General features: G+C 64.9%; 9 protein-coding genes and 1 pseudogene. 3 read left to right on the top strand and 7 right to left on the bottom strand.

What is annotated here, in order from left to right; genetic code table 11:
- Window positions 1-1,249 precede the first annotated feature (1,249 nt).
- Complete coding sequence (locus H9651_RS13450; RefSeq protein ID WP_191719842.1) at window positions 1,250-1,585, bottom strand: hypothetical protein; 336 nt, start codon at window positions 1,583-1,585, stop codon at window positions 1,250-1,252.
- A 258-nt stretch (window positions 1,586-1,843) separates the two neighbouring features.
- Here H9651_RS13450 and H9651_RS13445 point away from each other — a divergent pair, with 258 nt between their 5' ends.
- Window positions 1,844-2,521 (top strand): Pr6Pr family membrane protein, encoded by a 678-nt coding sequence (locus H9651_RS13445; RefSeq protein WP_191719841.1) that lies wholly within the window; start codon window positions 1,844-1,846, stop codon window positions 2,519-2,521.
- A gap of 73 nt (window positions 2,522-2,594) precedes the next feature.
- On the opposite strand, the pseudogene H9651_RS13440 reads toward H9651_RS13445, so the two are convergent.
- From H9651_RS13440 to H9651_RS13430, 4 genes and pseudogenes are all read right to left on the bottom strand, one after another.
- A pseudogene (locus tag H9651_RS13440) lies at window positions 2,595-3,784 on the bottom strand (IS3 family transposase); the annotation flags it as partial.
- A gap of 49 nt (window positions 3,785-3,833) precedes the next feature.
- On the bottom strand, window positions 3,834-5,759 hold the full coding sequence (locus H9651_RS13435) for a DUF3732 domain-containing protein (RefSeq protein WP_225216782.1): 1,926 nt from the start codon (window positions 5,757-5,759) through the stop codon (window positions 3,834-3,836).
- Window positions 5,760-5,762: 3 nt separating this feature from the next.
- The gene (locus H9651_RS15095; protein WP_225216781.1) at window positions 5,763-6,263 is read right to left on the bottom strand and encodes a three component ABC system middle component; all 501 of its coding nucleotides are present in this window, start codon (window positions 6,261-6,263) and stop codon (window positions 5,763-5,765) included.
- A complete protein-coding gene (locus H9651_RS13430) occupies window positions 6,253-7,194 on the bottom strand; it encodes an ABC-three component system protein (RefSeq protein WP_191719839.1) in 942 nt (313 codons plus the stop codon). Before H9651_RS13430 ends, H9651_RS15095 begins: the two co-directional genes overlap by 11 nt.
- A 63-nt stretch (window positions 7,195-7,257) precedes the next feature.
- Between H9651_RS13430 and H9651_RS13425 the strand changes: the two genes are divergently transcribed.
- Together H9651_RS13425 and H9651_RS13420 are read left to right on the top strand one after the other, a co-directional pair.
- Window positions 7,258-7,698: a hypothetical protein gene (locus tag H9651_RS13425; protein WP_191719838.1), complete on the top strand. Its 441-nt coding sequence runs from the start codon at window positions 7,258-7,260 to the stop codon at window positions 7,696-7,698.
- 184 nt (window positions 7,699-7,882) lie between these two features.
- Window positions 7,883-8,281 carry a hypothetical protein gene (locus H9651_RS13420; RefSeq protein WP_191719837.1) on the top strand — a complete coding sequence of 133 codons (399 nt, stop codon included), beginning with the start codon at window positions 7,883-7,885 and terminating at the stop codon, window positions 8,279-8,281.
- Between the two features lie 578 nt (window positions 8,282-8,859).
- Here H9651_RS13420 and H9651_RS13415 read toward each other — a convergent pair.
- On the bottom strand, window positions 8,860-9,240 hold the full coding sequence (locus H9651_RS13415) for a sulfate permease (RefSeq protein WP_191719836.1): 381 nt from the start codon (window positions 9,238-9,240) through the stop codon (window positions 8,860-8,862).
- An 83-nt stretch (window positions 9,241-9,323) separates the two neighbouring features.
- Complete coding sequence (mobF, locus tag H9651_RS13410) at window positions 9,324-12,839, bottom strand: MobF family relaxase (protein WP_191719835.1); 3,516 nt, start codon at window positions 12,837-12,839, stop codon at window positions 9,324-9,326.
- Window positions 12,840-13,085: the final 246 nt, after the last annotated feature.

Raw genomic sequence — 13,085 nt, 5'->3', positions numbered from 1 at the left:
AAATCACCCTCCAAGAGTGTCGGAGGGGTCAAGATTCAAACGTCGCCTCGGGGTCAGTATTCACGCGTCGTCGACAGGGTTATCTCGACACTTCGCAACAACGTCATAAGGCTCTCCTCGCTCAAAGTGGGTAGAAAAGTCCGCCGGTGAGGCCGCCGTTATCGTCAGCCCCGCTCGGTCATCAATTCATCACCGAACCATAGGCGGAGGCGGGCTCGCCGTGGTGCAGCCCGCACGTCCCCGCTGCGACGCGTGCTTCCCCATCGCGATGGAAAGAGCGCTCGGATTCACGGCGGGTAACCGCGGTCACGACAGTGAATGTCCGCCTTTTCTGTCATTCCGCGGACGAGGCCGCATGCGATCGTTGCGCCTGCCCCACTCCGAGCACCGGATTCGAGCGAGAACGGCGCCGAGCGCACCTCCAACGCATGCGCAGAAATCGCCCGAAAGGATGACTCGGAGCGCGGCTACCCAGCCAAGTCCGCGGTAACTTCAGCGCGATCGCACGCCGAAGAGGCCTCGCCATCACATCCTCGCGAGGATGTCGTCGGCGACCACCGGTTCGGCAGACGACTGACGAGAGGTCTGACTCTTCGATAACTCGCTCACCCCTACGCCCGCGCCCAGCGGGGCGCGCCAGCCCCCAGAACTTTCCGGACTAGGTGTACTGACCTCGGACGTCATCTTCGGCGGCCGTTCGGGCGTGGGCAAGTCCTCCGTCGCCGCTGAAGCCTCCCAGATCCTGGCCCGTGCCGATGTCCGCCACGCACTGGTCGCGGGGGACAACCTCGACCAGGCATATCCGCAGCCCTGGCGCGACGGCTTCAACCTCGCAGAGCAGAACCTCGCGGCAATGTGGAAGAACTACCGAGCCATCGGCTACTCGCGCCTGATCTTCACCAACACGGTGAGCGTGCTGCAGGTAGACGCACTGGTCGCCGCGCTTGGTGTCGAGGTTCGCCCGTTTGCGGTGCTACTTACAGCGACCGATGCAACCGCAGCGCGTCGGCACGGGAAACGGGAGATTGGCGCCGCCCTGGTGGAGCACATAGACCGCAGCAAAAGCTCGCCGCGCGCAGGCTTGACGCCGCGCCCAACACGGTGTCGCGAGTCGCCCCCGATGGCCGCCCGGTCGCCGATGTCGCGAACGAGATCCTTGTGCGCGCCCGTTGGGTGGACGCGAATCAGCGTTCGACGATCGAGTCGGCCTGACTCTGGACGAAGTTCGCGACGCCCGGTGGGGGTGACATCAGGGCATCATCTGCACGGAGTGCTCGGAGGTCTCCGTGTCGCAGGTCGTGACTTGCCACACCGGTTCGCCGTCCTCCAGCACCCGGGCCATCTCGATGATGAGCGGGCTCGGCCACTGTTCGCCCGACTGCTGTGCGGCGTCGTACGCGCTGGTTCCGACTTGCTGTTCGGCAGGGGTGAGCTCGATCTCCTGTGACGACAGGACCTCCAGCGTTCGCACGTCGACCACCGATTCCCGACCGAAGCTGGGATCATGCGTCGCCTCGCCGAACATGTCCTCCTTCGTAGCTGCGCTGCGTAGCTGCCACACCCAGCTGGAGTCGACATACTCCAAGCGAAGTCCGACGATGTGGCCACCAACAGCCGAAGATTCACCCGGCAACGACTCAAGAAAATCGGTCGGCCACGACAGCTCGGCCGGGAGGCACGTGCCGGGAAAGTTCTCTCCGACCGCGGCTGGAGGACTCGGGATCGTCGAGCATCCGGCACTTGAGACGAGGACCGCCAATGCCACTGCCCCGGGCAGAGAACGCCGTGCTCGCATTGCCGACTCCGTTCATCGTTTGATCGGAGCATATCTAGGCTGGCTGGTGTGATTCGGACCATCGGCTCCCACAGGGCGGTTCTCGGCATCGGGATCGTGCGCATCAGCGCCGCAGCCTTCGTTGTTGTTCTGCTGCTGCATACTTTCGCTGGACGCATCGCGGTAGGTGACGACAATCCCTTCGACTACTTCGGCTACTTCACGAATCAGACCAGCCTGCTCGCGGCTCTCGTCCTGGTGGCCACTGGCTCGCTGTCACTCCGCAATCAACCCGCGCCGCAGTGGTTGGTTAATGCACGCGGGATCGTGACGGCGTATCTCGTCGTCGTGGCTGTCATCTACAACGGACTCGTTCCGGGCACCGGTACCGCGCCTGCGTGGGTGAGTGCCGTCCTCCACATGGTCTTCCCGATGTTCGTGTTACTGGACTGGGTTCTCATCGGCGACCGTGCCGCCTTGCAGTGGCGCACATTGTGGATCGTCCTGCCCTACCCGCTCGCATGGCTGGGAGTCGTCCTCATCCGTGGAGCGACCGACGGATGGGTTCCCTACGGGTTCCTCCTCCCCGAGCGCGGCGTGCTGTCGCTTACCGGATACAGCACGGCACTCCTCCTCACCCTCCTCGCCGCAGGTGCCGTCGTCTGGGTCAGCTCCAGATCGCGGGGGATCTTCCTCCGCCGAAGTTTGTCTGACTCCTTGGACGCAGGAAGCCATCCCGAGCGGTAGTTGCGCGTGAATCGGCCCGGGTTTCGTTCCTATCGGATTGTCCGGCAGATGCCGGTTGGGCTGATTCCAGGTCAGCGTAGTACGCGTTCTCGACCTCGAGCGGGGTGCGCATGTCGAGCTCTCCGTGGAGGCGCTGGTTGTTCCAGCACCACACCCACTCGAGCGTTGCGAGCTCGACCTGCTCGACCGTCCGCCAGCGGCCCCGCTGGCGGATCAGCTCCGTCTTGTAGAGGTTGTTGACCGCCTCGGCCATCGCGTTGTCGAACGAGTCCCCGACCGTGCCGGTCGATGGGACGGCGCCGAGCTCGACGATCCTCTCGGTGTAGACCATCGCGGTGTAGTTCGACCCGTGGTCGGCGTGATGGATCAGCCCGGTGAGATCCCCGCCGGCGCCCCATGCCGCCATATCGAGCGCCTGCATCGGCAGGATCTCCGACCGCAGAGTCGAGGCAACGTTCCAGCCGACGATGCGCCGTAAGTAGACGTCGGTGACGAACGCGACGTAGCCGAACCCGGACCACGTCGCGACGTAGGTCACTTCGCACACCCACAGCCGCCGCGGCGCCGGGGCGGTGAAGCGGCGGTTGACCAGGTCGCTCGGCAGTGCCGCGGTCTTGTCGGAGCGTGTGGTGAACACCCGCTTCGACTTCTTGACGCCGCGGACCCCGGCCAGGCGCATGAGCCGTTCGGTCTGGTCACGACCGATGTCCCAGCCTTGCCGGCGCATCAGCGCGTGCATCTTCCGGCGCCCGTACACGCCGTAGTTCTCCGCATGCAGCCTGGCGACCTCCGGCACCAGCAGGTCATCGCGCAGATGCCTGGCTGATGGGGCGCGGCCGACGGCGGCGCGATAGCCGCGGGAAGTGAGGAACCCCTGCACTGCCGGTCGGAGGACCCGGCAGATGAGCTCGACCCCGAAACGATCCCGGTACTCATCGATGAACCGGACCATCTCGGTCAGGGGCGGTCGAGCTCCTTCGCGAAAAACACGCTCGCAGCCTTGAGAATCTCGTTCGCTTTCCGCAACTCCGAGACCTCCTTCTGCAGCCGCTTGATCTCCGCCGCTGCATCGGTTGTCAGCCCGGGCTTCACGCCCGCGTCGACCTCGGCCCGGCGCTGCCACAGCCGCAGCGTCTCGGGGCTCATCCCCAGCAGCCCGGCAACATGGCGGACTGCGCTCATCATCGTCGGGTGCGACGGCCGCGTCTCCGCGAGCATCCGCAGCGCCCGCTCACGCATCTCCGGCGAGTACTTCCTGTTCATCGTCTTCCATCCTTGCTTGAAGAACGGAACGAAACCCAGGCCGATTCATTCAGTCCTCCAGCCAGCCTGTCGGAATGAACGCAATCCCATTCCGCCAGTTGTCGACAATGGCGTCCTGAAACCACTGCTCCGAGAGGTTGGCGTGGTCACAAACGATGATTTGTAGTCCACCGTTGAGGTTGGAAACTACGTCCCGCAGGAGAACGAACTGCCGACGAACAGCTTCCCAGTCCGCATCCTCGTCCTCCGCTGCATCGACGATTTCCTCGGGGAAAAACGCCTGAGTCGGCTGATCGAGCATGAGGAATCGCGGGACGGGGCGACCATGGTTGACAAACCACTCGTGCAGGGCGAGGTGAGCCACCAAGTGGTAGCCCACCCAGTTCTCCGCGCTTCCCATGCGCGCCAGCGGCCGCCTACCCCCGGGGTAGATTGCAGCAACCGACAGCTCTGTCGGATCGAGAACAATCTGGTGCTCGGAGCCTTCGAGCCCGAGTTGCTCGGCGTATCGCGTCATGGACCCGGAGATGGCGTCCAGCGCTTCTTGCAGGGCGGCCCGCGGGCTGTCTGCGGCCTCCAGCTCCTCCAGGCGGGCGATCTGCCCGCGCACAGCACGTTCTCGCTCTTTCAGAGAGGCCACATCCTGGTGCGTGTCGACCCCGCGTTCGAGTTCTTGAAGGACCCGGCCTTTGAGTTGAGCGATGCGTTCTCGGAGACTTGCACCATCGGCAATACTCTCCGACTGCGCGCGGATCGTGTCAAGTTCGACGAGTTCACGGCGGATCTCCGCTCTCAACTGAAGCTTCTTGGCTTCCAACGATTCGATCGCGCTCTCACGCACGCGATCCGATTCGGACGAGCTTGCCAGGTTTGCCCGCAGTCGTGTCAGCTGGGCACGGATCGCTTCAACTGATTCGTCGGGCTCAGGAAGATTCTGCGCGCAGAGGGGGCAGGTGGATAGGTTGCCCTCGCCGGTGCCGACCGGGATCATGAGGTCGACCGCACTCAACCGATCGACCTGGAAACCTGCCTCACCGGCGGCGCGATGCCGAGCATGAAGGAGTGAGCGGAGCGTGTCCGCCCGTGCGTCCACTTCCCGCACTCGCTCCGTCAGGGCGTCGATCGCGCGCGCATGTTCACCGTGCTGGTGAGCGAGTTCTGGATCTGTATCGGCTACGGGTGGCTCGAACTCGGCGATAGCCTCCAGTTGAGACCGTACTGAGGCAAGACTGTCTGCCGCGAGGGGTACCCCAAGTGACGCTGCGGTTGAAAGCAACCGCATTATCCGCGGGGCTTGGTCATCCAGGTCCTGCTCGACTGCCCTGATGTCGTTCTGCAAGCGCTGCAGAACGCGCCTTGCGTTCACTAGCTGCCTACGCACGGCGAATTGCTTCGGTGTAGCTGCGCCGAGGAAGTACGGGAGGGTATCCCGAATAGTGGTCTTGATCGAGCTGTCCGTCGCTCGATGGAAGAGAACATCCCGGTTCGCGATCTCGCCCTGGGACTGGAAGGAGAAAAAGAGAGCCTGGCGGACGGAGACCTCAAATGAAGCGCGGAGAGAGCCTGGCTCCGGCTCTACCAAGTACCGCTCGATGCCGAGTCTGGAGGTCAGTGTGTCACGAACGACGTCGGTGTCAGCATTCACCTCCAGCTCGACGAACTCCAGTGGCTGCAGGTCTGATCCGCCCGTCCGAACCATCGCGTGCCCGGTGGTCGCTGTCTCGGGATTGGGGCGGCCGATAAAGACTCGGTGCTCATCGAAGCTCACGAGCACGTAGTACCAGGACGCCTGATCACTGATTACGCCGCTCGGTATTGTGACCGTGTTGCGCCCAAGGCAGAATTCGACGACATCGAGGATGGCCGACTTCCCGGTCTTGGACTTGCCCGTGAGTATGTTCAACGCTCCTGGCGTAAACACGACGTCCCGGCGCGCGCCTGTTCGGCTGTACACGCCCATCGATATGAGCTGCATTACCTAGAGTCCAATCCCAAGCAGTTCAAGGGCCTCGTGGGTTTCGACGCCCGCGAGCCATCTCCCATACATCTTTGCCGCTTTCGATGACGCGGATAGCTCGTCTGGCCACCCGCTTGCGCTCGGTTTCGGGCGGGCTTGAGCGTACATGGTTGACCCTTCGAGTCGAAGGCGCCCAAGGCGCATCCCACGGCGAATGCCCCGGCGCGACGCATCGAGCATCACACCTGTCCGCGACTCAAGTTCTGCAACAAGTGGGCCGTGCCGAACCGCCCACTTTGCGAGCGTCGTTCTCGCGTCGCGAGGCATGGCATCACGCGTTTCGGGGTGAAGGGAGATCGGAAGGATTAGAAAGAGTGCGGGCCAATCGATGCCGCCTCCATCCTCCTGACTTCGCCAATAGCATGCGGTGAGAATCAACTCGCTCGTGAGCACGGGATTGAAGAGGGCCAGTGCCTCAGGGCTTCGTCGCCATCTTGCCGCATCGGGGTGGTCACGCGGCATCCGACAGCAACTCCTCTAGCTTGTCGACGAAGTCCGGATGCCAGCCAATTGGGTCATCCTCTATCCCCAACTCACCATCCGCCATCGCGTGAAAAAATCCTCGACTAAACCAGGACTCCTCGAAACGATCGCGGATGCGAGCCCGCGACTGCTGCGCAAGATCCTCGAGGATCTCCTGGCCAACTATGGCTGAGTCGCCCCTGCCTTGCCTACGCATTTGTGCAACTTTTCTGTCGAACACCGTCTCCCACTCATCCCGCAGTCGAAAGGCGAACCGGTCCAGCTCGATCTCCGAAACGAGCTGGTGGCGAAGCCAGTAAGAGCGTTGGGCATACGACCGGTGATAGTCCCGAATGGCCTTCCACAGGCGAGTGTCGTCGAGTGCTATCCACCGCAACTGGTGAACAAATCGGCGCTCGTGGTACTCAGCCGCTTGATGTTGATCAAACTTGTCGGGGAGCGCGGGGTCGATGGGTAGTGAATCCGGTCTGAGCTGGTCCGCAATGTCCGCCACGGTCGCGATTAGATCGACTCCGGAGACCGCATCGAGAGATCGGTCCAGCAAAGACACTGCGAGGAAGGCCCAGCGCCCTAGTAGCTGATCGATGAAGACGTCTTGCCGGCCAGGAGGTATTGCGTATCGGAATGTGCGGACAAGTGCGCCATCAATGTCACCGGCGTGCGGCGTAGCATCGTCAAGGACAATGCGACTGATGAGCAGTTGCCGCTGGCGGTAGTCGAGATCGATGTATCGAGCCCGCCATGGGGCAGAGGTCTGATTGGTAGAGCTGATGGCCGCCGCGTCGATTGCTGCTAGCGCAGCAGCCGCGTTCCGTCGAGTCTCAGTCAACCCGCTCAGGTCGCCGCCCGCCGGAACGCTCCGAGTTGTGACCAGGCGGAGAATCGTCGAGCTTCCGTCAGGGAGATCCATCCAGACGTTCAAAGTCCGCCAGAGGTCTACGCTGGAAGCTGACAGGCTCGCGCTCGGTCCTGAATGATGTTTCACCTGAAGCAACTCAACTGGGCTGCCATCCAGGTCGAACTGAAGGTCATCCAGGGTCTCGAGCCGGAGTTCTACGGTTGGCTCGTCTTGGGCGCGACGCCCCAGCTCGACGAGGGCCCACAAGCACTGATGCAGGTATCCGAGCGCCTGGCCTGCCGCACCGTGAAGGTGAGTTCGTGGCATGTCACCTCCATGTGGCCGCTTGAGTTCAACCTAATGGAAGCGCCACTGGGCTACCGTCACCGCCTTACCGTGAGTCACCAAGATCCTCAGCAGTCCCCCCCGCCGTACTCGAAGCTCCCAGGGCTTATAGACGAGCTCTTCAGCAACGTGCTCAATGCCGTGGGCCTGGCATTCGCGCTGATCTTCCTCGCGGTGGTCGCCGCCGCGACCAACCCGCTTGTGATCGAAATGACGACGCCTACAGCGTAAGCAGGGAGCGCCGCGTTCGTGCTTGTCGGGCCTGACCCGTGAGTGTCCGGGATCGTCGCGCTTATGCGGCGCACCTTCTCGCTGTAATCGCGATGTGCATGAGGCGCACGCGTCGTGCCTACCTCGAACTCCCGGCCTGACTGGATCATCGCGCTGCAAGCGCCGCCCCAGGTACGGTGTGCCCATGACCGATCTTTCCGAAGTCCGGGCCCTGGCGGCTGAGCTTTCCCTGTCCGAGTCCGAGGTCGACACGGCTGAGAAAGTCGCCGCGATGGCTGAACTGAAGCGCGCCAGCCTCGCCGTGGATTCGAACGACGCGAACCTCACGAACTGGCTCAGCGACGAGCACTACGCCGGAGGCGTCTACCTCACGGCGGCGACGATGAACAAGCGCGCCGAGATTGCGGGCAAGGGCAACATGTTCAGCGCTCTGTCACGCAGCGAGTTGATCGCGCGGTACAACCGCTGGGCATCGCAGCTCGTCGAGCGAGTCGACCGCGTAGAAGGTGGCGCCGCCGCACCCGAGGAGTTTCTCCGCGAGCTTGCGCGCTTCCGCGATGATCCGATCCACAACGAGCCGTGACGCGCGCGTAGTTCGTATGTGAGCACGGCTTCGCGTTCTGCGAGGTCGCGTCGCATTAGCAGCGTTGATCCGCATATTGCGCGCCGTAATCGCGCTGGTTGGCGGGCTGTCCCAGTTCGCCGAGATAAATCGTCATGGGTGGTCACCTCCTCGAATATCTCGGCGTCGATTGCGTCGGGGCGGGGAGTGCGGGTGTGTGCGATCGCGCATGTAGAGAATGCACGGCGGAGGCGTCGTGCGGCGTCGGCGAGGCGCGTGATCGCGGCTCCAGCGCATCGACTCGACCACGGGTAATCGACCGTCGAATCGGCCAGGCGGCGCGGGTCGCCGCCGCCATGCTCTGCCCCTCTGGCAGAGCGAGATTACGAACGGCCGCGACCAGAGGTTCGGGCACCGAGGACTCTACGGCGACGACACCTGCTTCGATGACGGCAGTTAATGACGCCACGTTGGCCTCCATCTGCGCCCTCACTGCCTAACGCAATTGAGGTCAGTCGGCGGCCTGCCGCCAGGCGTCCATGGGATGACCCGCCCGCAGCACTGCACGATGGTCGCCGCTGAAACGAGCCCCGGCTCGCTCAACGCGGCCCTGCCGCCCCCGCTCGATCGTCCACAGGCGTCTCCGGAGGTCGAGCCGCGCGGATGTCGTCGCGATATCGCCGTTCGCGCGCCCGGACCCGCGTCAGCCGCACAGCGGTGGCTGGCCCGTTGACCGCGAACTTCAGCGCGTTCCACAGGCACAACAGCACGAGCAGATTGATCCATCCCGGCGCGCCGTCGGCGACCCACTGCGCTAGCGCGGCGGCGATCACGATGTAGACGACCGCGAGGAGCATTGCGGGGACGCCCCACTTGAGTCCACGGCGGGTGTGCGTGGCGCGGACGAGGATGTTCGTCGGCATACTCCGCTGGAAGTACGCGTAGATGCGACTCACGAACGCGATCAGCACTTGGAACATCTGCCAGGCCTCTCTTTCAGGCGTGGAGCTTGCACTTGCGCTCAGGGTACGCCCCGCCCCTCGTGCACGGATAGGACCGCCCGCTACAGACTGTGGACAGGCCGTGAGCGAGCTGGCGCCCGCTGCGACTGTGCAGGAGTGGCATCCTGCGATAGCCGGATCGCGCGATCCCGCGCCACGGCTGCGGCCGCAGCATCCAGTCGCTGGTTCACCGAGGTAGCGGGAGCGCCGAGCGCGTCATCCTCGAAGACGCCGTACCGGTCACGGTAGGCGGCGACGATACGCGCCTGCTGACGCCATGCGCCCGCCCGCGCCGCGTCGACGGGAACTCGCCCGAGCGATGCGATCCAGTTCTCTCGCGACGTCAAGGCCGATTCGACCAGCACCGAAGCTCGTTCCTCGATAAGTTGCGCCCGTTCGTCGAGGGCGCGCTGCATTTCGGCATCCATCTCCCCCATCGCCGCCGGGATAAGACCCGCGATCAGCCGACGCGCACTCCCCCGCGAGCTGCCACTCGACGGCTGAGCGAGAACTTGCTCGAGTCGCTCGTGGAGCACCGCCGCCGCGTCCTCAGCATCCTCAAATCCGCGCGCGGCAGCGATCCGTGGGAGCAGCGCGTCGACGTTGTGTCCGAGCGCTTCGGCGCGTCTAAGGCCGGCGGTCAGAGCGCCGAACGCGCCCGATGCGATCGCCGCTTCGACCAGAGCGTCGGATAGCCCGCACGCGTGGATGAGGTTCGTCCAGCGCGGCCGTTGCGCAGACGACGCGAGCGTCTCGTACTCAGCGGCGAGTTGCATTATCGACCCCCAGCTCTCCTGCTCCGCGGCGAGCGTCTCGTGGGCAGACAACTCGGCGCCGACATGGCCAAGAACGCCTACGAGGATGTCGCGGGCAGTCGCATCCGCATGGTCGCCCGGATGCCGCGCGGAGTGATTGTCGTCAGGACGAGCCACAACCACGTACGCCGTGTTCGACGCCCTCCCCCGCGTCATTGCGACGTACAGGTTCTCGCGCGTGGTTCCGGGCTCGATGACAGCATGTGCGGTGTCAGTCGTGACGCCCTGTGCCCGGTAAGCGGTCACCGCGTAGCCGAGGTCAACGTTCTCGGCCACATACTCGGCCGGCAGGTAGATCGGTCGAGTTCCGGCGCGGTCGGTGTTGCGCACGCGAAGCGACCCATCGCTACGAACGGCCACGACCTTCCACCTCGCTCCGTTGCGCACCCAGTCGCGCCCGGAACGCAGTCGACGGTCATTCTTCCGGGTGATGACGATGTCTCCGACGGATGCCGCCGCGTCATCCCGCAACGGCGCTTCGGCACGGGCATCCACGACGCCGGAGAGGATCAGCTCGGCGCGCGCCCGTCGGTTGAGGGCGTCGACGGCATCGCCCGTATCGGCGATGAGCACCGACGACGTTCCCGACCTCATGTCGGCCAGCCATGCGGTGTAGGCCTGATCGGCCATCGCGTCGTCGTCGCCGCCGACGACCCGGCCGTGCGAGCCGTAAGCATCCAGCGCTTGCAGCCGCCCGTTGCGGAGGTCGAGGGACGCGTCCTTCTCCCACGGGTGCTGAAAGCGATGCACGTCTGCGAGTTCGGGAGCATCGGAACGTGCTTCGACCAGCATCCGAAACGCGCCGCCCGCGTCGACCGACTGCAGTTGCGCCCAGTCCCCCACTAGGAGCACCTTCGCACCCGCTTGCGTGGCCAGCGTGCAGATGCGATCGAGCGGAAGCGTGCCGGCGAGGGATGCCTCGTCGATGATCACGAGTTGACCGGCGCGCACCGTCGCGCGCCCTTGGCGATGCTCGTGCAACCACTTCGCAGTGTTCTCAGTGGCGATACCGAGATCGTCGGCGAGTTCGCGCGCGGCGGCAGCAGACGGTGCGAACCCGATGACCGAGCCGCGCCCATGCTCGTGCTCCCACGCGAGGCGCAGCGCGTGCATCGCCGTCGTCTTCCCTGCACCGGCGGGCCCGATGAGGACATCGAGCGCGCGAGCCGATGATGCAATCGAATGGAGCGCCGCGCGCTGATCCTGCCCGAGGACAAGCCCGTGATTGCGGCGCGCCCGCTCGGCGTGCTCGAGGGTTGCAGCGCTGACAACCGGACCATCCGTTGTGCTCGACGTGGCGAGCAGTCGCTCCTCCGCATCGAGCAGGGCAATCGACGAGTATCGTTCGGAGTTCCTCGGACGGAAGACGCTGGTCCCATCTGCGCGCCGGAAGTCGGCGGGCGAGACTGCAAGTTCGGGCGGCGTGAGCCGCACGGAGAGGACCTCGGCAGCATCCGTAATCATTCCGACGACTGCCACGCGGTCCTCCGTTGCGACGAAGCGCCACCCCATCGTGTGCCGCGCGGCTTCGGCGTAGAGGTTCCACCGCCCCCACGTCGAACGGCGTTCGCTCGCGCCCTCGACCACGCGCGCCGCGACTTGGTTCAGGATGCCGAGCGACACGTCCTCGGCGCGCGACGGAGTCGAGGCTCTTTCGTCATGCATCGCATCACGCGCCCACGCGGTCGCGTCGCGGCCGAGGAGTCGACTGGCACGGGTGCGCCACTCGCGCGTGAGGTCGGCGAGCGATCGGACTTGCTTCTCGGGACGAGTCGCGAGCGTCGCCTGCTGACGTAGCCGGATGATCGTCACCTTCGACGGTGTGCGACCGTGCGCGGCGATGTACTCATCGATGAGCCGGTCTTTTTCAACCTCGATGTGACGCGCGCGAGACGAGAACTCGGAGACGAGCTGCTCCGGCACACGGGTGAGCGCCCACACAGGATTTCGATCCGCTGCGCGCTCGCGCTGTTCCCACCCGAGGCCCAGTGCACGCGTCAGGTGGTGGGCGAACACGGCGTTGTGCAACTCGGACAGCGCCACGGTCGCCGCATGCAGCGGTCGCCCGTCGAGCGAGCGCCACTTGCCGTCGAACACCGTGCGTACCTTGTTGCTCACCACGACGTGCGTGTGCAACTGCGGATCGCCCGCGCGCGAGTCGAAGTGATCGAAGGCCGCGGCGATGAGCCCCGTGACCTCGACCTGTGCAACGGCGCCGTCGCGCGCCGCTTCGCCAGCGCGCGTGGCGGCGAGTTCCCTTTCCACGAACGCGAGCACGTCGTCGATCGCCTTGTGATGCGCGGCGGCGATCTTCGCTTGCGTGTCGGCGTCAGCGATCGCCCAGAGGACAGATGCCGATTTCGGCAGCGAGAAGGTGAGGTCGTAGCCGGCCACAGCGCGCCGCCGAGCACTCGGGGTTGGAGCTGTTGGCTGGGCCGGTGCACTGGATGGGCTATTCGCACTTTGCCCGGAGGTCGCGTACTCGGGATATGCCCGGCCGAGAGGCGCGCCCGTTCCAGGGTCTCGCCCCAAGCCCAGGAGCAGCTCCAGCTGAGCTTCGGACACGCGCGAACCCGCGGCGATCCTTTCGTCGGCGAGCTCCGACAGCCCGCTTCCGAGCCACCGCCCGGGTGGTGTGCCGGCCTCCGCGTAATAGCGGGTCAGCGGTGTGGAGAGGGGACGCTCACCATCGGCTGCAGCCACAGTGCGGAGCAGGTACTTGTACCCATCCCCCGCGCTCATCACCCGCATCGACACCGACATCCCTATCGACCTCCCACCCCCAGAGAGGTGCGCCTCCGGGCCCGCGTGAGCGGACACGGACCTCGATCTGCAAGACGTGTGGGCGCTCCGAGGCTTCGTATCCCGGAGGCGTCGCTATCCGACGCTCCGGCAGGCGCAGCGGCGCCCCGAATCCCATCCTTCCGGGGACAGGGCTTGCGGAGCGTGACGGTCGCGGCTCGTAGGGTTGGGCACCGATAGCGGCTGCTCATCGCCACGTGTGATGTG

Source organism: Microbacterium pullorum (assembly GCF_014836535.1).
Classification (GTDB): domain Bacteria; phylum Actinomycetota; class Actinomycetes; order Actinomycetales; family Microbacteriaceae; genus Microbacterium; species Microbacterium pullorum.
Note: the sequence above shows the minus strand (reverse complement) of the source record. Positions and strands in the feature narration are given on the sequence as shown.